22 protein-coding genes are annotated in these 24,837 nt (G+C 39.9%); 2 read left to right on the forward strand and 20 right to left on the reverse strand.

The window, feature by feature from the left end; translation table 11 throughout:
• Positions 1-167 precede the first annotated feature (167 nt).
• From IRQ95_RS19290 to murB, 3 genes are all read right to left on the reverse strand, one after another.
• Positions 168-518: a DUF3135 domain-containing protein gene (locus tag IRQ95_RS19290; protein WP_194438990.1), complete on the reverse strand. Its 351-nt coding sequence runs from the start codon at positions 516-518 to the stop codon at positions 168-170.
• Positions 519-633: 115 nt separating this feature from the next.
• Entirely contained in the window at positions 634-1,590 is a 957-nt protein-coding gene (gene birA / locus IRQ95_RS19295) for a bifunctional biotin--[acetyl-CoA-carboxylase] ligase/biotin operon repressor BirA (RefSeq protein ID WP_194438992.1), read from the reverse strand.
• The gene (gene murB / locus IRQ95_RS19300) at positions 1,587-2,633 is read right to left on the reverse strand and encodes a UDP-N-acetylmuramate dehydrogenase (protein WP_194439000.1); all 1,047 of its coding nucleotides are present in this window, start codon (positions 2,631-2,633) and stop codon (positions 1,587-1,589) included. The genes birA and murB overlap by 4 nt, the downstream gene beginning before the upstream one ends.
• 73 nt (positions 2,634-2,706) lie before the next feature.
• Between murB and IRQ95_RS19305 the strand changes: the two genes are divergently transcribed.
• Positions 2,707-3,135 carry a GNAT family N-acetyltransferase gene (locus IRQ95_RS19305; RefSeq protein WP_194439002.1) on the forward strand — a complete coding sequence of 143 codons (429 nt, stop codon included), beginning with the start codon at positions 2,707-2,709 and terminating at the stop codon, positions 3,133-3,135.
• A gap of 130 nt (positions 3,136-3,265) precedes the next feature.
• A complete protein-coding gene (gene pssA, locus IRQ95_RS19310) occupies positions 3,266-4,606 on the forward strand; it encodes a CDP-diacylglycerol--serine O-phosphatidyltransferase (protein WP_194439005.1) in 1,341 nt (446 codons plus the stop codon).
• A gap of 47 nt (positions 4,607-4,653) precedes the next feature.
• On the opposite strand, the gene IRQ95_RS19315 is transcribed toward pssA, so the two are convergent.
• The 17 genes from IRQ95_RS19315 to IRQ95_RS19395 are packed head-to-tail and all read right to left on the reverse strand — an operon-like array spanning position 4,654 to position 24,800.
• Positions 4,654-6,588 (reverse strand): nucleoside-diphosphate sugar epimerase/dehydratase, encoded by a 1,935-nt coding sequence (locus tag IRQ95_RS19315; RefSeq protein WP_194439006.1) that lies wholly within the window; start codon positions 6,586-6,588, stop codon positions 4,654-4,656.
• A 1-nt stretch (position 6,589) separates the two neighbouring features.
• Positions 6,590-7,183 (reverse strand): sugar transferase, encoded by a 594-nt coding sequence (locus IRQ95_RS19320; RefSeq protein ID WP_194439009.1) that lies wholly within the window; start codon positions 7,181-7,183, stop codon positions 6,590-6,592.
• A complete protein-coding gene (locus tag IRQ95_RS19325) occupies positions 7,176-8,345 on the reverse strand; it encodes a DegT/DnrJ/EryC1/StrS family aminotransferase (RefSeq protein ID WP_194439011.1) in 1,170 nt (389 codons plus the stop codon). The genes IRQ95_RS19320 and IRQ95_RS19325 overlap by 8 nt, the downstream gene beginning before the upstream one ends.
• The gene (locus IRQ95_RS19330) at positions 8,345-9,499 is read right to left on the reverse strand and encodes a glycosyltransferase family 4 protein (RefSeq protein ID WP_194439013.1); all 1,155 of its coding nucleotides are present in this window, start codon (positions 9,497-9,499) and stop codon (positions 8,345-8,347) included. Before IRQ95_RS19330 ends, IRQ95_RS19325 begins: the two co-directional genes overlap by 1 nt.
• Before the next feature lie 38 nt (positions 9,500-9,537).
• A complete protein-coding gene (gene wecB / locus IRQ95_RS19335; RefSeq protein ID WP_194439015.1) occupies positions 9,538-10,629 on the reverse strand; it encodes a non-hydrolyzing UDP-N-acetylglucosamine 2-epimerase in 1,092 nt (363 codons plus the stop codon).
• A 7-nt stretch (positions 10,630-10,636) separates the two neighbouring features.
• Positions 10,637-11,710 carry a glycosyltransferase gene (locus IRQ95_RS19340; protein WP_194439017.1) on the reverse strand — a complete coding sequence of 358 codons (1,074 nt, stop codon included), beginning with the start codon at positions 11,708-11,710 and terminating at the stop codon, positions 10,637-10,639.
• The gene (locus tag IRQ95_RS19345) at positions 11,707-12,801 is read right to left on the reverse strand and encodes a glycosyltransferase family protein (RefSeq protein ID WP_194439019.1); all 1,095 of its coding nucleotides are present in this window, start codon (positions 12,799-12,801) and stop codon (positions 11,707-11,709) included. Before IRQ95_RS19345 ends, IRQ95_RS19340 begins: the two co-directional genes overlap by 4 nt.
• The gene (locus tag IRQ95_RS19350) at positions 12,791-14,128 is read right to left on the reverse strand and encodes a polysaccharide deacetylase family protein (protein WP_228481504.1); all 1,338 of its coding nucleotides are present in this window, start codon (positions 14,126-14,128) and stop codon (positions 12,791-12,793) included. The genes IRQ95_RS19345 and IRQ95_RS19350 overlap by 11 nt, the downstream gene beginning before the upstream one ends.
• 14 nt (positions 14,129-14,142) lie before the next feature.
• The gene (locus IRQ95_RS19355; protein ID WP_194439021.1) at positions 14,143-15,378 is read right to left on the reverse strand and encodes an ATP-binding protein; all 1,236 of its coding nucleotides are present in this window, start codon (positions 15,376-15,378) and stop codon (positions 14,143-14,145) included.
• A 23-nt stretch (positions 15,379-15,401) separates the two neighbouring features.
• On the reverse strand, positions 15,402-16,415 hold the full coding sequence (locus tag IRQ95_RS19360; RefSeq protein WP_194439023.1) for a cyclase family protein: 1,014 nt from the start codon (positions 16,413-16,415) through the stop codon (positions 15,402-15,404).
• Positions 16,412-17,761, reverse strand: coding sequence for a class-II fumarase/aspartase family protein (locus tag IRQ95_RS19365; protein WP_194439025.1), 1,350 nt, complete (start codon positions 17,759-17,761; stop codon positions 16,412-16,414). The genes IRQ95_RS19360 and IRQ95_RS19365 overlap by 4 nt, the downstream gene beginning before the upstream one ends.
• A gap of 23 nt (positions 17,762-17,784) precedes the next feature.
• A complete protein-coding gene (aepY, locus tag IRQ95_RS19370; protein WP_194439032.1) occupies positions 17,785-18,921 on the reverse strand; it encodes a phosphonopyruvate decarboxylase in 1,137 nt (378 codons plus the stop codon).
• Positions 18,914-20,296: an MmgE/PrpD family protein gene (locus IRQ95_RS19375; RefSeq protein ID WP_194439034.1), complete on the reverse strand. Its 1,383-nt coding sequence runs from the start codon at positions 20,294-20,296 to the stop codon at positions 18,914-18,916. Before IRQ95_RS19375 ends, aepY begins: the two co-directional genes overlap by 8 nt.
• Positions 20,297-20,314: 18 nt before the next feature.
• Positions 20,315-21,262, reverse strand: coding sequence for an aldo/keto reductase family protein (locus IRQ95_RS19380; protein ID WP_194439036.1), 948 nt, complete (start codon positions 21,260-21,262; stop codon positions 20,315-20,317).
• Positions 21,252-22,154, reverse strand: a complete 903-nt coding sequence (locus IRQ95_RS19385) for a peptidase (protein ID WP_194439039.1) — start codon at positions 22,152-22,154, stop codon at positions 21,252-21,254. The genes IRQ95_RS19380 and IRQ95_RS19385 overlap by 11 nt, the downstream gene beginning before the upstream one ends.
• A 29-nt stretch (positions 22,155-22,183) precedes the next feature.
• Positions 22,184-23,326 carry an HpcH/HpaI aldolase/citrate lyase family protein gene (locus IRQ95_RS19390; RefSeq protein WP_194439041.1) on the reverse strand — a complete coding sequence of 381 codons (1,143 nt, stop codon included), beginning with the start codon at positions 23,324-23,326 and terminating at the stop codon, positions 22,184-22,186.
• A gap of 58 nt (positions 23,327-23,384) precedes the next feature.
• Positions 23,385-24,800: a lipopolysaccharide biosynthesis protein gene (locus IRQ95_RS19395; RefSeq protein WP_194439043.1), complete on the reverse strand. Its 1,416-nt coding sequence runs from the start codon at positions 24,798-24,800 to the stop codon at positions 23,385-23,387.
• Between the last annotated feature and the right edge of the window lie 37 nt (positions 24,801-24,837).

Consider the following 24,837-nt stretch of genomic DNA (forward strand, 5'->3'; position numbering starts at 1 on the left):
TCCATCGTTACCATTTCCAGTTCGTATTGTTGCGGAGTCGGTTCTTGAAGCATATCGGAGTATCCATATTTCGATACCCCTATTAGATCAAAGGTCTAGCTCGAAAGCTAGACCTTTGTCAGCAGTCTGAAAGGGCTCAAAGAGCCCTTTAATATGCCGTATTAAAACTATCGCCAATCAGAGAAGCGTTCATTGATAGATATTACGTTCAGTTTATCATTTTTTTCTGGCTCTTGTGGTTCAAGTCCACTTTGCAAACTTTGCTGAAACTTATGCACTTGTTTACGCAACTCTTGCATCAAGACAACGTTAACATGATGAGGATTTTTACAGCGCCCAACCAATCGGTCAATATGACTTTGTTGCGCCCAAAGTCGCGGCTGCATATCTTGTGAAGCGCCTTGGATCATTTCTTGACACTTTTCGCGCTTGAGCTGTTCAAAGGCGGCTTCGTCTTCCTGAGCAAGTTTGACTAACTCATCAAATGACGGCAATTGCTGCTGTTGTGGTAAATCCATCTTACCCTCACATAAACTGGCTGTTTATATTGAGCCTAGTTCATATCAGGAAGAATACGGCCTAATGACCATCTCATATTTAAGACAATAAAAACTTAGTACAAAGCCTAGCTCATCAAATACCTCGTAGTGAAATTTCACCACCAATGTAAGTCTCAAGACCTTGTTCGGTTTCAATCAGCACCCCACCCTGCTCATTAATGCCGCGAGCAACGCCAGTGACTTCTCGGTTACCCATAAGCAATTTGATTTCACGTCCCAAGAAGTTATCTAAGCGATTCCAGCGTTCAACAAATCCTTGCATGCCCGACATCTCGTATTCATTCAGAGCATTTTCAAGAGTGTTAATCAACTCAGCGGCAAGCTCATTACGTTCGATATCCTGCTCAGTGACCTCACTGAGGCATGACCAAGGCTGAGTAATCCCTTGGGTATCACCTGCCATACGTAAATTCATCCCCATACCAATCACAAGATGCGCTGCAGAACCTGCTTGCCCAGACATTTCCACTAAGATGCCTGCCAGCTTTTGGTCTTGGTAATAGAGGTCATTTGGCCATTTGAGCTTAATACCTTCGATACCCAATTTCTCCATCGCTTCTACAATCGCAACGCCCACCACTAGGCTCAAACCCATTGCACCAGCCATACCCGCCTCTAAGCGCCAGTACATAGAGAGGTAGAGGTTGCAGCCAAATGGCGACACCCACTCTCGACCACGACGACCACGCCCTTGGCTTTGATATTCCGCCAAACAGGCCGAACCAGACTCTAAGCTATGAATACGCTCAAGTAAGTGCTGGTTAGTAGAATCAATGACGGGAATTAGCTCTAAAGGGACATTGACCTTATCTTGCAGCCGTTGCTGATTAAGTAATTGCATCGGTTGAGCTAACTTATAACCTTTACCTTGCACGCTAAACACATCGACACCCCACGCTTGAATGCCTTTGATGTGTTTGCTGACCGCAGCTCGCGAAATGCCAAGCTGCTCACCTAAACCTTCACCTGAGTGAAAATTGCCATCAGCTAACGTATTTAGAATGGATAACTTGATTGAATGCTCTTTCATTTAACCCTTCCTCGCAGCGCCACTAGATTGGTTTCATGTTGCGCGCCCATAAAGCGCACTTCATGTTCAAGCTCAATTTGGTATTTTTGCCACACAGTTTGACGCACATGATCGGCCAGCAAGACTACATCTAGCGCCGTAGCTTGATCGTTATTCACTAGCACTAACGCTTGATTAGGATGCACCTGGGCACCACCTTGCACGAATCCCTTCAAGCCACATTGGTCTATCAACCAACCTGCGGCGACTTTAACGCCCTCTTCTACAGGGTAAGCCACCATATTAGGGTATTGCTCTAGCAGCGTTTGATACTGCGCTTGTTCAATCACAGGGTTTTTAAAGAAGCTCCCTGCATTACCCGTGACTTGTGGATCGGGCAGTTTTTCCATACGAACTTGGCAAACTTGTTCAAAAATTTGTTGTGCAGTGACGGTTTCAACACGAAAAGACTGCAGCGGTCCGTAAGCAATGCATGGCAGCCATGATTTTGCCAATTTAAAACCCACCGCCACGATAACGACTTTGACAAACAGTTGATGCTTGAAAATCGAATCACGATAGCCAAACAGACACTCATCAGCCTGCATGCGACGAATGGCAAAAGTTTCTAAGTCGAGTACATCAACATACTCACAAACATCTTTGATCTCTTTGCCATAAGCGCCGATATTTTGAATCGGCGCAGAACCAACGCAGCCCGGAATTAAAGCCAAATTCTCTAAGCCAAAGTAACCTTGCTCAACTGACCATTTAACCAAACTAGGCCAATCTTCACCGCCAGCAACATGTAAATGCCAGGCGTGCTCGGTTTCGCTCACCTCAATCCCATGTAATTGGTTGATCATCACCAGACCAGCAAAATGCTCAGTAAACAGCATATTGCTACCTTTACCCAACATCAGTTTAGGCAGTGTTTGCCATTGTGGTGCTTGATAGACCTGCTGGATATCCTCAACGGAGGCGACTTCAACAAGCACGTCACACGATTGTTCAATTGAGAATGTATGGTAGCTACGTAAGCTGGCGTTGGTTTGTATTTGCATGGGATTTGATTGCATCAGGCAAGTTTCGTCATTTACACTGCCGCCATTCTACATAGATATTACCGGATAGAGAATGCGCCAACTCAGAATAGAAACGCTGGATCCAATAAAATTGCCGCTAGTCACGCGTTTATACAAAGCGCACTATCCTTCGGGTAAAGCCAAAAGTAATGAGTTGACCATTGCAGGTTACTTAGAGCATCAACTGGCGTGTGTGGTGCGTTTTCGCCCTATCGAGCAATATCAGTTGCTCACAGGCATGTTAGTGGTACCAGAACTACGTGAGCAAGGTCTGGGGCATCAACTGCTCAACCATTGCCAAATCGAAGTGTGCAACACAAATACTTACTGTTTCGCTTACCCACACTTAGAAAACTTCTATCAGCAGCACGGTTTTGCCACTGTTTCAGCGGATAAACTGCCGAATAGCCTAAATCAGCTGTTTACGCGCTACACTGGAAGTGGGAAAGCCCTTATTCCAATGCACTATTTCGATAAATAGAGCATTATTGCGTAGATAATTTATGAACTTTGCGCCATTTCTGGTAAATCCTTAGGGAGTTTTGGTAGTATCCGTCTTCTGCTTTTTTGGCAGACGCTATTGTCGCCATTTTTGAGGTTAATCTTTCAATATGATCGCTAACAGGTATTCATTACAGCATCTTCCAACCCTCGCACAAGATCCAGAACAGTTTGAAGTTCTTTACGCTGCGGCAGATTTCCGCACTCGCTTGATTCAAGCAATACGTGAAGCTAGCAAGCGCATCTACCTTGTAGCCCTCTACTTAGAGGATGATGAAGCTGGTCGTGAAATTCTAAGCGAACTTTACCAAGCCAAGCAGAGAAACCCAGGTTTAGATATCAATGTGTGCGTAGACTGGCATCGTGCCCAACGTGGTTTGATTGGCGCGGAAGCGAGTGAAACAAACGCAAGCATGTACAAAGCGTTTTCTGATAAATACGAACATAAAGTGCCTGTTTATGGCGTTCCTGTACGTGGCAGAGAAGTGTTTGGGGTGTTACACCTTAAAGGCTTTATCATCGATGACTCGGTGATTTACAGCGGCGCAAGCTTAAATAATATCTATCTAAACTACCAAGACCGATACCGTTTTGACCGCTACCATGTACTGCACAACCCTGATTTAGCAGACACTATGGTGCAGTTTGTGCAAAACGAGATGATTGCGCATCCAGCAGTCAATAACCTAGCCTGCCCAGCCAAACCAGAAACCAAAGAGATTAAAGCGAGCATTCGCCAACTGCGTGCCTCTCTTGCTAAAGCGGCTTATAAGTTTGATAGCCAACCAGTCTCTCCTGAGCAAGTCGCGGTAACACCGATTGTGGGTGTTGGCAAGAAGCGCAACAAACTTAATCAAAGCATCAATAACTTGTTGGCATTGGCACAAGATGAAATCTTCATCTGCACGCCTTACTTCAATTTCCCACGCAGCGTGGCTAAGCAAATCAAACGTGCGACTAAGCGCGGCGTGCGCGTGACGATTGTAGTGGGCGATAAAACCGCGAACGATTTCTTTATCTCACCAGAGCAGGAATTTAAAACTATTGGTGGTTTGCCATACCTTTATGAGCGCAATCTGCGTCAATTTGCGAAAGCCAATGAAGCACACATCGCCAGCCGCCAGCTTTCTATTCACCTTTGGAAGCATGAAGCGAACAGCTTCCACCTAAAAGGCATTTGGGTCGATAAGCGTTATATGCTAATCACAGGTAACAACCTAAACCCACGCGCATGGAAACTCGACCTTGAAAACGCGATCATGGTGCAAGATGATTACAATCATCTGACTGAGAAGTTTGAAAAAGAAGTTGAGAATATTCTTCAACATACGCAACTTATCTGCACTTACAAGCAATTAGAAAAACTGGAAGACTACCCAGAAGTGGTGCAAAAGCTAATGCGCAAAATCACCCGTGTAAAAGCGGATCGTGTTTTGAAGCAGATTCTTTAAAACACACATTCTATTCAATAGTAAAAAAGCGCCAACAGGCGCTTTTTTTAATGCAGTTTTCCAAGCTTGGATTGCTGAATGTTTTCTTTCCAAACTAAGTCGCCAATACCATCGGTAGGAGAGAATCCAGTTGGTGCATCCAGTAACAACTGCCTAATTTTCTCATGCTCAAAGTTATGGCATGCTTCATCAAGCGCGGTTATCAACACCTGATATTCTTCAATTGGTAGATACTTTTCGTTAGCCGTCATGATTCGCTCATGCGCCGTGCCTTGGACATTATCGCCAATCAATAGCTCTTCAAACAACTTCTCACCCGGACGTAACCCCGAGAACTTAATCTCTATATCGCCGTCTGGATGTTCATCATTTTTAACTTCCAAGCCCGAGAGACGAATCAAGTTTTGCGCAAGCTCTGCAATTTTGACAGGTTCACCCATATCTAAAACAAAAACATCACCACCCTTGCCCATGGCTCCGGCCTGAATCACTAACTGAGCCGCTTCCGGGATAGTCATAAAGTAACGAATGATATCAGGGTGAGTAACCGTTACCGGTCCGCCATCGGCAATTTGCTTTTTGAACACTGGAATCACCGAGCCCGATGAGCCCAGCACATTACCAAAACGCACCATACAAAAACGTGTACCGCGCTCTTTTTCGCTTTCTTGAGCGGCTAATGCTTGTAAACCAAGTTCAGCAACACGCTTGGTCGTACCCATGACATTCGTTGGTCGCACAGCTTTGTCGGTTGAAATAAGAACAAAAGATTCAACACCAGCTTCTATTGCTGCGTTAGCGGTATAATAAGTGCCGAATACATTATTTCTAACCCCTTCAACCACGTTGTACTCAACCAAAGGGACATGTTTATAAGCTGCAGCATGATAAACCGTTTGAACATCAAAGCTTTTCATTACCGTAGCTAGGCGATTAATTCGCTGTACAGAACCTAGTAGCGGTACTATTTCGACAGCTAAATGTTCTTTTTCAGCTAAGGCGTTAAGTTCTCTATCGATTTGATATAGCGCAAATTCAGACAGTTCAAAAAGCACAAGCTTAGTTGGCTGATTGCGAACTATTTGGCGACAAAGCTCAGAACCAATGGAGCCTCCGGCGCCAGTCACCATGACTACTTTTTCTTTGATGTTTTTCTCAAGTAGCCCCTGATTTGGAGCGACAGCATCACGCCCAAGTAAGTCTTCAATTGCCACTTCTTTTAGCTGATCAATTTTAAGCTCACCATTAACAATGTCCGCAAGAGGCGGAATCGATAATACTTCAACGTTGTATTCCACTAGTGAAGAGAGAATTATCTTACGCTGAGTTCGAGTTGCTGATGGCAACGCTAAAAGCACTTTCTCAGCTTTAAATTTAGACAACAAGGCTGGCAATGAACTTCTCTGATAAATGTTGAGCCCATGGACCGAACTTTTACACAAATGAGCATTGTCATCGACAAAACACACCGGATGATACTCTGACCCTTGATGGATAAGGTTTGCTAATTGACGACCAGCAGCACCAGCACCGTATATAATTACATTCGTTTTTTGTTTACGCCCTGTACGATTAATCATTGTGCGAGCAAGCAAGCGAGCCCCACCACATAAAATAGCTAAATAAGCAGCATAGATTATTGGAACTGAACGAGGGACTGGGGTATGCGTGTAATGGGAAGCTAAAATCACAAACAATGCTGACAGCACACAACTTGACATAATTGTCATGAGAGCTTTTGAGTTCATATAACGCAAGATAGCCCTATACAAACCAACTTGAACAAAGAGTGCTATCGTGGCAAAAAGTGCCGTAACATAAGAAATTACATAGCCATCATCTAGCTTAAAAACCCCTGTTTCACCTAGTCTCGTCCAGTATGCCCCCCAATACGCGATGGTGATAAAGGCAATGTCTAAAGTGACACTTATCGCCCTTTTGAAGGAACGAGGTGCATTCCAAATAAAACTAATTGGGGTCATGTTAAGAAACGATCTTTTTTAAAGTTTGAAAAATAATCAAGATATCCGTGCTAAATGAGTAGTTATCAACGTATTCAGTATAGTACTTAGCCTTAATGGGCATAATCTCATTAATATAACTCGCACGAGGATCTTTTGAAGCAGCTAAGACTTCTGATTCATTGGTGAACTCAATCGAAGCCTTATCTGTAATACCTGGTCTAACCGATAGGATTTTTTGTCTAACTTCATCAGGGTATTCATTCATGTATTCAGGCACTTCAGGTCTAGGACCAACAACACTCATCGTCCCCAAAAGAACATTCGCTAGTTGCGGTAGCTCATCGAGTTTATAGCGACGTAAAAAGTGTCCACATGTCGTAATACGGGGGTCTTTCCCCACCGTTACTTTAAGTCCTAGCTTTTCCGCATCAACAACCATAGTGCGAAACTTAAAGATTGAAAAGTTCTGACCATTTAAGCCAACGCGTGTTTGACAAAATAGTATTGGTCCCGTGCTTGATAATTTGATCCATAGAGCAATGACCAAAAGCACTGGAAAAAGAATCACTAACCCAAAGAATGAACTAACAATATCAAATGTTCGCTTAAGCAATGGTAGTCGCCTCAGTTAGAATATCCGTAACCGCACGAATTACCTCATTAACCTCTTGGTCAGTCATTGATGCAAAATTAGGTAAACTCACATGTCTGTCTGATACTCGACTCGATACCGGAAACTGTTCATCCACTAGTGAGTAAGAGTCTTTCCAATATGGCATTCTATGCAGAGGAATATAATGCACCGACGTACCTACACCTTGCTCACTCATTTTTTCGATAAATTGATCTCGTGTGATATTCAATTGCTCGAGCTCTAATTGCAAAGAGTAGATATGCCATGCGTGAATATCTGTATCATTCACTTTTGCAGGGATGATTACTGGTAACGCTGAAAATGCGTCTGAATATTTCGTGGCGATTGCATCTCTAGCTTGCTGAAATTTATCTGCTTTTTTCAATTGATGAATACCGATAGCAGCACACATGTCCATCATGTTGTACTTATAACCTGGAGCCACAATTTCGTAGTACCAGTTCGGTTTATTCGAAGTAAAGCGGTCGAACACATCTCGATTGATACCATGCAAACGCATTGTCTTAATACGTTTAGCAATGCTCTCATCATTAGTGACAACCATACCACCTTCACCAGTCGTGATGGTTTTATTCGCATAAAAACTAAATACGGTGATGTCACCAATGGTACCAATCAATTGACCATTGTGCGTAGTTGGAAGTGCATGAGCTGCATCTTCAATAACTTTAACATTATACTTTTTAGCCAGCTGCATTAACTTAGTCATGTCTGCGGCTTGTCCAGCATAGTGCACAGGTATCACTGCTTTAACATTTTGGTGTTCTTCAAGTGCTTTCTCAACGAGCTCAGGATCGATATTGTAGCTGTCTGACTGAATATCGACAAAAACTGGCTCCGCACCTAAATAACGAATAACTTCCGCTGTAGCAGTAAATGTATGAACAGTCGTTACAACCTTATCACCCGGACCGACCCCAATAGCTTCTAAGGCTAAATGTAGCCCCGCTGTCGCAGAGTTAACAGCTAAAGCAAAATCAGCACCAACATATTGAGCAAAATCAGATTCAAACTGAGCAACCTTTGGTCCTGTCGTTAACCAACCTGAACGTAGGGTGCTCACGACTTCGTTTATTTCTTCTTCATCTAGCACGGGACGAGAGTAAGGGATGAACGCCATTATTTTTCACACACTTCTATGAACTTTGCTGCAAGTTTACTGTAACAATGATGTTCATGTACATAACGATGAGCTCTTTCTCCAAGCAAATTACGTTCTGCTTCGGTCATATTTATTGTTGTTTTTAAACATTCAATATATTCATCAAAAGAGGAAGCGGTATAACCTGCATTTGCAAGAGTAATCGGTTCATACTTTGAGTTGAGCAACTGAACAACGGGTTTTCTCGCCAACATATAATCAAACAGTTTATTCGCACTCACCCCAAATCGATACAACGGTGAATCTAACCACACTATAGTCAATATGTCACAACAAGCTAAAAATACTGGCACCGCATCTTTATGAATAGCCGGAAGAAAGTGAATGTTTTCGACCTCTTGACTCTGCGATTGTAGCAATACCTTCTCCGAGCCTTCGCCAACCAACACAAAATCTACTTCAGGACAAAGTTGAGCTGCTTTAATCAAGTTATCTAATGCATTCGACTTAGCATGACCACCTGCGTATCCAACAATGAGTCGACCTTTTGCTTTCAAATCACGAAGCAACTCTTGATGCTCGAATGGTAATTCGCGCTCGATCATCGAGTCTGGTCGGTAAACCCCATTGGGGATATAGTGAAACTTCTCACGACTCAATCCATGATCCAACATATGTTCCAAAGTGTTAGGCAGCATAGAGATGACCTGAGTACTCTTTTTATAGGCAAAGTTCTCGGATGCTTGCAACAACATCATAAACGGGTGCCATTTTGAAATATTGCCAATTTCCATTGGGGATAAAGGCCATAAATCATGAACCTCGTATACGACCCTAGCGCCACATTTACGCGCTAAAAAGTGGGCGAGATAGTTATCAAGTGGATAAGTGGAAGAAGCGACAATAACATCGGGTTTAGACCACGCAATAATTTCACTCGCTTTTCTCAATGCTTCAAACAAAAATGAAAATATATTGATAACCCTTCCCACACCGTTACCGTCGTACTCCTTGGACTTAAGCCAAAGGTATTCAACATCTTCTATCGTTTGATAGCCTTGTTTTGGCACTATTTTGCGTAAGTGAGAATGATCAGCCCCAAGTATGAACATAGAGTGTCCTATCTCAGCTAAGCTTTTGGCCATGTAAAAAGGGCGATACTCCATACCCATCTCTGGGCTACCAGCATAGTGATTGATTAAGAGGATGTTCATGACTTACCGACTAAGTGATTTACTATTGTTTGAGCAGCGACACCACCACCGTAAATAGCCTGATCAAACTCTAGCGATTTTTCACTTAAGGTATTATAGGCGGAAAGAATGTCACTTTTTGAGGCGCCAACTAATACATTGACTCCAGCTTCGATAAGCTCTATCCATTCCGTTTCATCACGCAAAGTGATACATGGCTTCTCAAAAAAGAATGCCTCTTTTTGCAAACCACCACTGTCAGTTAAAACACAGCTACTATTTTTAATCAGCCAGACCATGTTTAGGTAACCAACAGGACCAATAACCGTCAAAGCACTCAAATCAATCCCCTGCTGCTCTGCAATTTTTTTAGTTCTTGGGTGCAAAGGAAGAATCACTTGCTGATGAGAAGCTATCTCTACTAAAGCACTTACAATTTGTCTTAAACGCAACGGATCGTCAGTATTCTCTGCTCTGTGAATAGTTGAGAGAACAAAATTCTTAGTTAACGCAATGTCTTCAGGTTTTACGGCTAATCCATCATAATAAAAAGCACCATCTTGCATTACATCACCAACTAGACTTGCTGGCTCTGCACTAATCCAATTATCGATGCCTTCTTTCTGTAAGTTATCAACAGCAGTTTGAGTTGGACAGAACAGTTTAGTAGATACACGATCCGTTAAAATACGATTTATTTCTTCAGGCATTCGCATATTAAAACTTCTCAGTCCAGCTTCAATATGAGCAACTTTAATATGCTGCTTTGAGGCAGCCAAAGCTCCTGCGAGCGTAGAGTTTGTATCCCCATAAACTAATACCCAGTCAGGTCTTTCTTCTAATAAAACTGATTCTATTTTTTCTAACATTTGACCTGTCATAGCGCCATGACCATTCCCACCAATACCTAGATAATAATCTGGTTTGGGAATATGCATTTCTTCAAAAAACACATCACTCATATTCGCATCATAGTGCTGACCGGTGTGAACAATCACTTCATCGATCTGTATATCACTACAATTTTGATTAAATTCACGAATTGCACGACTAACAGTGCCTGCCTTAATAAACTGAGGGCGAGCACCAAGTATGGTAACTATTTTCATATAAACGTTATAATGATTTGGTTTTATTGTATGCAGCAATCATAGTTTCTAATGATGATTTCCACGTGTAATTTTCCAGGATATGCTTTCTTCCATTTTCGCCCATTTCTTTCCTTAACTTAGCAGAAGAACTCAGTTGTATAAGTTTAGATGCAGCCTCCGAAATGGAAAGTTTAGGTACAACAAACCCGGTAATCCCATCTAAAGTAACCTCTTTTGGTCCATCGGCATCAGATACTATCACAGGTATACCGCAAGCACTCGCTTCTACAATCGCCACTCCAAAACTTTCGCTGTCTAACTTACTCAATGCAACATAGATATCGAAAGTGTTTAAGATCGTTGGCACTTGAGTATGCGGAACACTACCTTCAAAAGTCACAAACTCGGAAATATCTAACTCATTAACCAATTGTTCCAGTGCTTTTTTTTGAGAACCCTTACCATAAATCTTTAAGACCAAATTATTGTTAACCTTTCGAGCTAGCGCAAATGATTTAATAAGGATATCTATCCCGTACTTATCTTCTAAAGCCTTAACTGTACCAATAGTAATGACATCACTTTGAACTTCACCAAAAGTTCTACTTGGAAAGAACTCTTTTTCATCCACACCGAAAGGAGTAATAAATGCATGTTTAGGCTCAACATATTTTTGTAGTTCTTTCAGCATACAAAAACTTGTGGAAGCAATAGCGTCAGCGGAAACTATGTTTTTAATGAGCAAATTCTTATGTAAGAATGATATCAAAGGAAAATCATAAATATCACTTCCCCATACAGACAATAATGTCGGTGAAAACCCCACTAATCTAGCGGTCGTACCATAACCGCTAGCATAATGTACATTTAATAAATCAGGGGAAATACTCCTAACAAGTTTTCGTACAAACGGCACCATAAGATAATAACCGATCGCACCTCGATTCGTTAATGTGTGAACAGTTACCAAGTCAGAGAATTCGTTTTCTGATTTGCATTGCTGAGAAATTACATGCACTACATGTCCGAGGGATGCTAGCCCATTCGCCCATCGAACTGTATGTATACTATTTGCTGGAGACAATAACACGATTTTCATTTTTTTAACTCCCGAACAACTTGTTTTGCTCGCGCTTTCCAATTATGTTTTTCTCTCAATTCAATTAAGTTATTAGATATAACATCAAACTGTTCGAAACTAATCTTTTCTAATAGCTCAGCCAAGTCGAAATCATCGTAATTTACAACCCAACCAATATTATTATCACTAATAAAGTCACCAACCAACGTTCCTTTTGTAGCTAGTATAGGTTTAGCTGCCCCTATATACTCATACAATTTAAATGGAACTGCAAAATCCCTATATTCACTAGGTTCTACATACAAAGAAACAACATTATGTTGAAAAAGTTCATCTAACATACTTTGACCGCTTAGATGTACGATTCGAATGTCTCCAGACACTTCATATTCCGACTTGACACTATCCCACTCACTTTCTCTACAGCAAACGGTTAGTTTGACTCTATCTAAATTGTTAGCAACTCTAAATAATGAATGAAGTTTATAATGCTCACCAATTCCACCAACATAGAAAATCCGTATTTCATTTCCTAAAGACGACTCAATTTTATTTGGGATATGACTAATCGAGTGACCAGGAGGAAGAGGGGTTGATATTTTCGTCAAGTGCTCATTCAAAGAGGATGTCATTTCAGTGGATGGTATGTAAAGACGATCAAGCACATTTTTATACCAATACTCATCCCAACGATATGCAATAATAGCCGCAAATTTCTTAATCATATTGCGATCAAATTTAAAACAATCAAATTTCCAATATATATCACGATAAAATAAAGATGTTACTATCCCTTTTTTCTGGCAGTATTTAAAAAAACGATAATCAAGAAATGGGGTTCTAGGTATGTGATCATAATCGGTCAGAATTGTAGGCATTGTCGAAGATTCAGAATAAACAAAATCATAAACATCTCCAGCCTCCACTCTTAATTTAAGTTCATTTATTCTCTTTCTTCTTTGATCGCTATATCCAGTGACTTCGAAAACATCATAACCAAGACTTTTAAACGCTTCGAGCATTTCTTTTGGTCTAATTCTACTAGCACTTTTTGCATCTTCAACAATTGGCAATGGATGATGAAAAATCATCTTTTTTTTATTTATCATATTCTATTACATCTAAATAAAGTCGCTTGTGATCATGTGTGTCGAACTGAGAGTTGTGCCACAAGATAGAAAATGTACCAGAAACTTTCCTACACTGATTTTTTAGATATAGCATTTTTACCTTTGCTTCTTCGCTAACACCTAGAGTTCTCAGAATAGTACACTCCATTACGATAAGAGGACGAAGCCTCAATTTCATTATTTTGTGATTAATTGGATCAAAAGCAGTATATTCGAAGCATGTTCCACACCGAAAACCTGGGAGGTCTGCGTAACCTAAAGTACTATCGTAATTTATTCCAGAATCCTCGAATGCACGTAATGTTTGGGGATGAGACCATCTAAGATAGTGCATTCTCCCCCCCCACTCAACTTGAGTAATCCCTAATCGATCACAAACCTCTCTAAGTTTTTGGTACTCCGATAAAAAAGCCGGAAAATCATTAAAGGTTTCATAGCTAGGGTGAATACCTATATAATGACCTCTTCGATGAATCTGTAACATCAAACTTTCTATTGGCTTGCAATCTAATTTATAGTCTGAGTCATAATTATCATTCGTTTTCCCCGCCATGAAATAAAAAGAACTGTTCACACGAATATCATCTGAAGCATCCATCAACCAAGAAAATGTATTACAGGGATCACTAATCAAAAGGTTTTTTTTAGTAAGTAACTTAGTGACAGGAACCTTAATCATCTTAGATAGCTGTAAAGACACCCCATTTCTAATCATGCCTTTTATAACTTTTTTCCATGATGAAAAGCCAAATTCACTAGGAACATCTACATCATGAGACACTTGGATCAAGAATTCGTTTTTTCTAAACTCCAAGTTAGGACATATCTTTTTTATAGCTTGCTGTAATATACCTAACCACTCGTCGACTATTGGACGCTCGAGATAACCAAATTTATATGCATGAGATGAAGTTGCAGGAAACCTTTGATGTGCATCCAGTTCTTCACTTCCAATTTCCTCTATCCGATTCAACATCCAATAAGCAAGACCAAGAATATCGTAATTAATAGTCAAAGTTTCATTTTCAATATTTATCAAAGGATATGATATGACTCGATTGCCAGGTGCCGGAATAACATTATCAGTATAACCTTCAAAGTTCTCTTTATCAGCATCCCATAAATAACAACTCAACTTGGAATTTAGATCATAAAATTCATTCTGTATATAATCTATAATGATGCGTTTACCACAATCCGGTAGATACAGTATGTATTTGCCATCATTAGAAGTTAGATGGATATCAACCCCAAAACGTTCAACTAATAAACGCCTCAACCAAACTAAACCTTGTTCAGACAACACAATCCTTCCTCAAACTAAAAAAATGTGGACTTTAAATATCCAATCAACCTACGAAACGGACGAGATATTAACTTTACCAGTTCAAAAAGTAGTGGTTGTGGGTCCTTAATCGAAAATGGTTCAATGATATAGCCTGAACCTTTGAGTGAAGACAAATATTTAAGTGGTGACTTATAGAATCTTTTCTGAAAAATCAAAGCAACATCAGACAAAGGGAACCACAACAAAATATTATCCTTGTGCGTCCTTTTGACATTTTTCAATTTTGAATAACCACCACCAGTAAATATGTCGTAAACCATCTCACTCATATTTATTCCGCATCGTTGAGCTAAACTAACTGACACACTGAATCGACCATTGATCTCTAGAAACTTATAATCATCGCTTCTTGGATCATATTTAAATTGAACGCCGACAAAGCCAACATAATTAGATTTTTCAGCCAACTTTATAGCATCACCCACCATCTTTTGATGCCAATAACTTGATGATAACGTGGTGGAACCATAACGAATAGCTGCTCTTATTTTATTATTAGATGCTACAGAAACGACCTCACTTTCCTTATTTAAAACAAGAAGAACTGCTGATATTTCATCAATATCACCAGGTAAAAAGTCTTGAATAAGCAAACAACCTAAAAAGCCATCATACTCATGATATGCGTTGATCACTTCATTCTTGTCATTACAAATAACACCTTTTGTGCCATACTTATCCACAAACTGACGAGACAATGAACATTTCAAGAATAATGGATATACAACATCACTATTACCATCAAAAAAAAATTCAAGCTCGGAATATGATTTGATACTTGTGGTTTTTATTACTGGCACACCTATATCACTTGCAACAGAGTTTACGATTTCCTTATTTATAACACTATTTACAACACTCCACTCAGGAAATGTTGGAATAGCGCAAGTGCATAATAAATCATACTCTTGAGATAGAAGCATCAAAGCATCATCATTACCAGCGACCATCAAAATAGGCTTGAGTTCAAATTTAGATTTAATCCACTCTGTTATTTTAATAGCATAGTCAGGCAAAAGCGGACTCAGAACAAAGACATCACATACGTATCTAGAATATTTCGCTAAACCTGTTCCAGAGTCAGATACAATATATATATCCACCTCAAGCTCCCTAAGCCCTCGAATAACACCCATTGCGCTGATATTGTCACCAAAGATTACAACAGGATTTTTTCGCTTAGGTGTGCATTCAGAATTCTTTTTCAAACTATTATTCATATAAATCAATATTATACTGTCGCAATAGGCGTAACAGGTGATCCAACAGCCCCTGTTAACCTAAGTGGAGGAGCTGTCAGCATAAATCTCGTGCGGTTGTTTTCTTTTAACCATTTAGCTAGATCAGCTAGATACCAAAGTTCACCTAAATGAATACCTAGTTTAAAGAGACAGTGCTCATGCAGAGGAAGAGTTGAAGTGCAGCAATCTGGGATATCGATACCCACATTTTCAACCGCCAAATTATCTGAAGCAATGGCCGAAATGCCACTGTCGGTAATCCATTGTAAGAGTCTTTTGTCATGCCCATTCAGCACTGCGCATGCACTTTTTAATGTCACATCGGGCTGTTTATTCATTCTAAGTATCATTTGATCTAAACCAGTCCAGAGACATAAAATATCCCCATCGTCAATTATGATATTGTCCTCTTCTATGATTCGCATCAAATCATCGTAGCCCACTTCTTTACGAGGATAATCTCCGTAGCGACTATACAAATCAATCAAGACTCCACGCCCTTGGACACCATGAGCAGCCATATTCTCTATACCTAGAGCATTAGCTGATACTACTTGGTCCTCGGTCATTGTGACATCTTTGCCTGCTGAAAAACCATTGTAGTAGACCGGCTCACAATCACCATTACCTTTTACATCAAAAAGAGAGCCTCGATGAGCCAACGAATCCCACTGAGTTGAGTATTGTGTGTGTAATAACACGGCATCATCAGCAGCTATGTCTGTCAGCCTAGGATCTTTTTTTCTCCATTCATAATTGTAATATGGTTCATCATTACGAACGACTGGTCGAAGAACTGGCGGAAATCTCACCGGACTCAAGATATTTCCCCCAGGGAAATCTAAAGGAAGACTTAAGCAAAATGTCCTACCTACTTTTATTTCTGCTGCACCTTGCAGCACTTTCTTTTGGTCAATTAAATTTAATCGTCCCAACTGATCGTTTTCGCCAAACTCTCCCCAATTTGAGCCTTTTGGTCGGTTGTTCCAACGAGGATTTCTCATACTCTTCCCTTTTTCATAACGCTATCAATCATGAAAACTGCGCTTCCTATATAGTTAGCAGGCTCGATTAACTCATCAATTTCATTCACATTTAGATGCTGTCGAATTCTATCATCTTTAATTAACGCATCTCTAAGTGTAATTCCTTCATCCCATGCTCTTCCTGCCGCACTAAAAACGAGTTCATGTGCGTCATTACGACCTATTATTGGTGCAATCCCCATCATTACAGCTTCCGCCATTAAAAGCCCCCCACCCATACTCAGATTTTTACGCATCTGATTCTCGTCAACTTGCAACTCTTCCAGCATTGGTACGATATGTTGAAAGCTACCTGACAGTAAGATAAAAGCTTCTGGTATGGTTAGCCATTCTAAAGGCATTGCAGAAACGCTTCTCTCGTGTTCCTGAACCATTGCTGTTAATTGACTACTAACGCTATCTCGTAACTTATTGCCTATTGCCATAATAATAGGACACGCTACCGGGTTGCGTTTTTGTGGCATCGTGCTGCTTCCGCCCTTACCTGACTCGTATGGCTCTCTTACTTCATCTACTTCTGTTCGCATCAATGTAGCAACTTCGTTTGCAATTTTAGTTAAAGTGGCACCTACCATTGAAATCCAAAATATAGCTTCAGCCCAACCATCTCTAGATGTGTGCCAAGAAATAGCCGGTACTTCAAGACCAAGCTCTATAGAAAGCTCTCTTACCACATCAGAACCTTTATCTCCCAAAGTTGCTAATGTACCAACAGCCCCACCAAACTGACAAACTAATGCACGTTGCTTTACACCTACCAACCGTTCTCGGTGTCTTAATAGTTCATCTAGCCAAATTGCAGCCTTGAAGCCAAATGTAATAGGTGCCGCTTGCTGCTGAAATGTACGCCCTGCCATCACGGTAAAACGATGCTTTTCAGCCAAACAAGTGACAGCATCAATACATGCATCTAACTGAGACTCAAGTATCACCAGAGCATCCTTCATTTGAAGAACAAGACCAGTATCAACAATATCTTGAGTTGTTGCCCCCCAGTGAATCCAACGTGCGCTCTCGGCATCACAAAAACGTGCCATCTCATGCACCAATGGTAGAATAGGAAAACCAACTTTCTTATATTCTTCAGTCATCTTCTCGATGTTAAGATTTTCAAACTTAGCCGCATCTGTGATAGCTACAGCAGCGCCTTGAGGAATGATCCCTAAACGAGCTTGTGCTCGGGCGAGTGCTGCTTCGACTCTTAACCAAGTAGAAAACCGACCTTGGTCAGAAAAAATTTTCTGGATTACAGGCATACCAAAAGTACTGCCAAAATACTCTGAATCAATGATAGATGATGTCATAATTTGTTTTTACCAATCTTAGTTTATTTGACTGCACTACAAATGAATTGATGTTTTAATGCTTTCGTATCAGCTTTTAATACTGGCATATCACTACGCATGCCTTTTTTTATTCTCACTTCTAAGAATGCTGGCTTAGCTGATGCTCTCAATATGGCAACCCCTTGCTGCAATTCGGAAGTTGTAGAAACAAATTTCCCTAAAGTCTCATAACCCGAACTACTTGCAATGCCTGTCAAACTTGCCATATAACCAACACTTTCTTGCCCACCTACAGATTCATGCACTCCATTGTTTAATACAATGTGAATAAGATTAGATAGTTTCAAGTTAGCTGTAATTGGCAAGCTACCCATATGCATCAATGAAGCCGCATCACCATCTAAACAAACCACTTGCCTATCTGGTCTTGCTGTCGCAATGCCAGCTGCAATAGAGATAGCATGTCCCATAGCACCTACGTTCAAAAAGTCAAACTCATGGGATTGATTTAAATACTCTCTTATTGCGTGTAACTCGCGAGTGATTCTTCCAGTAGAAGCAACAATTAACGAATCTCTTGGTATTTGATTAATTATCTCTTTAATAGCGTCTTCACGACTTAAGGAATATACTTGGTGAACATGCTCAAAGCCTGATTTTTCCTTTTTAGACAAAACATTCTTCCTGACGAGAAGTGCTACAGGTTGACTTAGTTTTCTTGCTTCACTAATCGCCCATTCAATAGCGTCTAAACTAGCATCCTCATCTTCATCTAATACCCTATAGGGAATATTCAAAGCATCTAAAATTACGGGCGATAGTTCCCCTTGTCTTTGATGCTGAGGCCAGTCACCACTATTGGGCTCACCTCTCCAACCAATGATCATTACCATTGGTATCGAATAAACAGATTCATCAGTCAAAGAAATCAAAGGATTTAGGGCATTACCCATACCTGAGTTTTGCATATAAACTAGCGGAACAGTATTCGTAGCCAAATGATAACCAGCAGCTAAAGCGATTGAATTACCTTCATTTGCAGCCAAAACATGACGAGTTGGATTCCAATAAGTTTCTAGACCCAAACAAAAGTCATTGAGTAAGGTATCTGGCACGCCTGAAATAAATTCAACACCAGCTCTCTTAATAATTCGGTATACTTTTGCTAAATCAATCATTTTTACGTATCCATGCGCAATTTTTCATCGCACTAAAAAAAACATCTAAGTTATTTGAAATTTTCCAAGCTCTCTCTAGTAAAGCCTTGGCAAGCTCTAAAGGAATACCTGAAAATTTAGACAATTCTAAATATTTTAATTCAATGTCTTCGAGCATCATCGGGTTCTCAGGTTCACCCTTCGCATAAATAACTTCCTCAGAAAAAATCTGTCCGTTTCCTAATTCAATCAATATCATTGCAGGACGCTGAGCAGGAACAAGATCTGTATAGCACTGATTTTCTTCAATAAATATTTTTCTTGCTAGTGCATGCAACTCCGGTGAGTCGACCATAACTTGTGAAAATTCATTAATTCCAGCGTTGCGAGTCGAAAGTGCAATCGCAACGCTAAATGGTATGCTCATCCTCGCGGAGGATGTACAAGTAACATTTTGGTTGTCATGTCGACCTTTGAGCCCATGATAAGTTTTTATCACGACGTTTTTTACTTCTTGAATAGCAAATTTTTCTCTTTGAAGAATACTTATTACACCCTCTATACTAGGGTGCGCATGTCGACATGCAGCATACGGCTTAACATAAATACTGTGGATCCAATACCCTTTGGCGTCTCGTTCATCTAAGCATGATAGGCTGGGAAAGTCTGATGTCATAGAGAAAAAACCCGTATCCCCCCCCAATGTATTAGGTGGTGCGCTAAAACCTGATTTACCAATCATTGCAGACTGCACAGCTATAGCAGCGGCTCTTCCTACATTATAAGGCTTCAGCTCTGAACCATTATCTACTACCTTTAAACTGCCACTAGCTGATATAGCAGCAGCCCCAAGGGCATCTTCCATCTCATCAGCATTAAAACCAAGCATAGCCGCTATACCCATTGTAGCTCCAATACAACCGCATGTGGCAGTGGGATGATAACCTTTCCTATAATGTGATGGCTGAACAGCTCTTGCCAATCGAATAGTCGCTTCATAGCCAATCAAGACTCCTTTAATGAAATCTCTTGCTTGAACTTTATAGACCTCAGCTACAGGTAACAACGCGGAAAAAAGTGGCGCTCCAGGATGAACCATTCCAAAACGAATTCCATCATCCATCTCTGCTTCATGAGAGTGCAAACCATTTATTAATGCCGCTGTTTCTAACGACACTTTAGAAACCATTCCGATGGGATTGACAATTGCACTTCCATGCCCCAACAATTGAGCTAAACTAGATGTTTTATTCTCTAAAATGTGCCCTCCAGCAAACGTAGCACCTAAATAATCAATTAGACACCTACTAACCTGGTTAACATCCGATTCACTGGGTTCTTCATTCATTAGTAATTGGAGACTGGAAACAAATAGTTTAGTTATATCTATAGTCATCTCATCATTCTTAAAAAATTATTTAACGTTTCTAAAATATGCAGGAGCCTCTGACTTAGAGATTTCCCAAGCGTTATTAAATGCATCTAATACTTCGATATCTAGCCCATCCCCGTCAAAAAAACTTAGGTTTTGGTTCAACTGATCAATACTTGACGCTCCAATAATTATGCTATCACCATTTATTCCTTGCAGTGATGAACTTCCAATTAACCATCTAAAAGCAGCTTCAATAATTGAAATCCCATGTCGTTCACAAGCTAAATTCAACAAGTGATAAGCATCAAAAAATTCTTTTTTCCAGTATCTAGACTGATAATTAGGTCGATGCGTGAACCGTCCCTCTTTAATGTTATCAATATCAGAATACTTGCCAGAAAGAATACCACCGGCAAGAGGGTTGTATGCATAAAATCGCATACCCAGACTCCGCAAAGACGGTAATAATTCTTCTTCTACGTTACGACTTAACCCGTTATAAAGACCTTGATATATTGTTGGCATCATCCAGCCATTTTCTTTACAAATATACCAAATTTTAACTACTTGCCACGCTGGAAAGTTGCTCAATCCTAACTCTTTAAAATATCCTTTTTTATATAACTCAAAACAACAACTCAATGTTTCAAAAATCGGAGTTGTAGGGTCAGGAAAGTGTAAATATAAAATATCCACACTATTCAAACCTAACCTTTGAATAGACTCCAGTAACTGTTTTTGTATTGATTCCCGATCTAACTTCCCTGTAATTCGTGGGTTCACTTTAGTTGCAACTACTGGCTGACTTAAAGAAACATGATTCAGCGCTTCTCCTAGATACCTCTCACTGTCGCCATTATTATAGACATATGCGGTATCAATTTCATTAAAACCAGAATCAATGAATTTAGTTACCATTTGAATACTATCAGACAGTTGAACTTGAGGACCAAAATTCATGGTTCCTAAAATAGGTTTAACATGCATTATCTGATTCCTGTTTTCTGGATTGCTTAGCATCATCATAATAAGTATCAATCATTCGCTGCACCAATAATACTTGCTTCGCTCTTGCTCTTGCTTCTTTATCATTTGTATCCCAGCTATGATTTTTTGCGACCGAACCTCCTGTTTTTAAGTAGATCGGAGCCGCAATACGGATCATTTCAGGAACCTCATAGTGACGAATAAACCCCCCGGTTGATGCTGGATTTTCTGTATGAACGTCTACCGGAATATCAATAGCTTGTCGCATTGCCGACAACATTTGCAACTGAATATCTCGAACTGGATTGATTGAGTTAGCCCCGGTTATTTCTAACAACTTTGCGGAACAAGGATTACCGTGACCACAATGCGCTGAAACTTTAAACTGACAATTACTCGGAATCTCCCCTACTCTTCTTGCTTCACTCAAAACCCACAGACATCCTTCGTCATAAACAAGAAACGATCTTACCCCCAAAGCAGAAGCTCGTTTGACGTCTTCTATCGCACGTACAATTTGCTCCTGTCCACGCAGTCTATATCCCATGCGCTGTCCTTCAGGTGTATTCACAGATGCACTCGTATCTGTCGTTGCTCTGGGACCTACAGCCAACACAAGTTCTACGTTATATTGATTGGCTAGAGAAAGCATCTCAGAAATTTCATCATCTGTTAGCGACATGATGCCTTTTGTTTGAGTCACTCGATGAATGGATAAATTGAGTTTTTCCAATTCCACTAAAAGGGCTTTCATAGCTGAAGGCGTCTGAATCCCCGGCACTTCAAACCTGTATTGGCCACCATCAGAAAACCTTTTTGTGGAAGTTGGCAATTGATAACAATCTCCACCAGGCAAACCTAAGCTAGTCAAAAAATCACGTGTATTATTCATACTCTAATCCTTCATTAGATATTGCTATATCAATCTAAAAATAACTCAAGGTATTGGGCTTCATCTCTAATTACACCATAAGCCATCGCTCTTAAATGAACTCTTGATGCCCAGTTTCGATGCGGACCGATTTCATTCATTTTATTTCCAAGACCGCTTTTTAAAACGCCACCACTTGCATTCAGTATTTGCATTGCATCTTCATACTCTTCCAAAGTAACGGCTTGCATAGCATTTACAAAACGTAGATGTGACGGATGGATAACTGTTTTCCCTACCATCCCATTTATTTTATCTTGCAGAACTTCTCTCAACAAACCATCAATAGCATCATTAACTATTGTAGTCTTAGTATGCAACGAGTGTCCCATTGATGTGCCGATATACTTCTTAATATCATCTTGCTTGTAAGCGAGAAAGTACTCCCATACAGGAGCTGAAACTGTATAACCACTCTCCATCCTATTAAAGAAATTGAGAATATCTGACATCGCATCCCTAACTGGTAAAATATTATATATCGATGAACTTATTCCTCTCCTTAACCCAAACAACGATGAAAAATCAGTACCACCGACCCTAACATTCAAAATGTATTTTTTATATGGATCCAGCAATAATTTAATCTTATCTAACTCAGCTATGCGACTTTCACAATAAGCAATACTTTCACCTTCAAGTATTGGCATTCCATATAATAACACATCAAGTTTTTCATTAATTTTCTTCAATTTTTCAAGGTAAACATGAGCATTAACACTATAAAACTTAGGAAAAACAAACCCTGTTAGCACACTTGCTTGCTCTCTAGTCAACCTATTAGAGAAAGATAAAAATTGTTCCGTACTTCTAACCCTCACAAATATAAGGGGTACATCATCAATTTCTAATTCTTGATTACCCAAAGAATTAGCCAAAATATCCAAATGAGATAAAACGTTATCCTCAGCCTTACCCAAATCACCTTCATCGATAGCATCTTCAAAACACATAACCATAGACTTAAGTTCTGGAATATCCTTTCTTAATATTTTATTTATTATATTTTGAGTGCCTGGCATATACAGAGTACCACCGAGACAGTAACTTAATAAGTTTTTATCTGTAAATTTATTAAAGCTAACAGGTTCATGGCAGAATTCAAAATCAGGATTATGACTATTATGTTTCATATTTACCTACAATTACCCAACAATTCGTTTCTAAAAAATCATGTTTATCTTTTAATTTTCAGTTAGCTTCTTTGAACAATTTCCAATACTGTAACGAAACAAGGACCAATGAAACTAACAATGAAAAAACAAGGTATGCACCAAACATCTTTGACATCAATATAGGAACCACGCATAAGAGAGAGGAAAATAAAGCATTCGAACTATCCAATACAAAACCTTTCATCTTGTTACCTGATATAATATAAATCCACATCAAAAACCCAAACCGCCAGAGCGCATTAACTAAAGCAAGCAATATAATTGTCAACATAAGATCTTCAAAATATATCCCTACGCTTAAGGATACAATTCTCACCAACAGTAATGTTAGGTGAAATATAAGTCCTTGTTTTTGTTTTTCCATTATGGCCGTAACGGTAGTTATAGGTGATGACACAAATACTAAATAAAGCCAAGGAGCCATCCAACGTGCGAATTCACCGGACTGCCTCCATGTTTCCCCAAATATAAAACCAAATAAATCAGGTCCTATTAGCATTAATATCAGCATAAAAGGCAACCCAATAACCGACATCTGGGAATATAATTTCCTAACAAGATCGCCTAGTTTTCCAGAGCGATAAGCCTCTGCAGCATTGGACGTAAACACTTGACTCACAGCACTACCAAGTACATTAGCTGGCACACCTAAAACTCTATTAGTCAAAGCGTATAGACCTGCCGCAGCAGGGTTAAAACTCGCAGCTAATAATAAAGCAGGTAACTCAACACCCGCAACTCTGGCAAGACCAGCTGGCGCCGAATATTTAGGAAAGCGCCGATATCGCATAGCAACGTTAAGTATCTTATCAAAACAAATCCCTTGAAAGTTTGGTCTAGAAAGGCGAGTAACCCCCGCACTGTTGCTTGAAATTTGAGACAAGATCAGAGCTAATCCATTCCACTTAAATGCCATTAGTTGAATTGCAATTGTAACAACTGCCTGTCTCAACTTAGTAGAGGCAATCAAACCAAACTTTTTTTGACGAACATTCCATTGCGTAAGCACATTATATGCCCCTGCAATTAATAGACCTATCGGGAGCAACAAAATGTATCTTTCCAGTTCTGGAAACTGCAATAACTCCGCGATATCCTTCCCCCAAAAAAACACCACAAAAAAGGCTAAGATAGATACGGTCAAGACTATAATTAGGCTCAATGCTACAATACTAACAGCCTCATCATCTTCCTCCGGCAATGGAATAGCAACATCGTAACGTAAACTCGCAAGCAAAATACCAATAGATAGAACACTGCTATAAATAGCCAGCAACCCAAAATCTTCTGGAGAATAAAGCCTTGTCAGTAAGGGAGAAAACACTATCATTAAAACTTGAGCACTCAATGTGCCACCAATCAAAAGACTCACCCCACGAAGAAAGCCACTCTTAGGTAGATTCCGGGTAATAACCCTCTTAAAATAAGTCATTTAACAACACTTCCCTTACTACTCTTCTCATTAATAA

The organism is Vibrio fluminensis (assembly GCF_015278125.1).
Classification (GTDB): domain Bacteria; phylum Pseudomonadota; class Gammaproteobacteria; order Enterobacterales; family Vibrionaceae; genus Vibrio; species Vibrio fluminensis.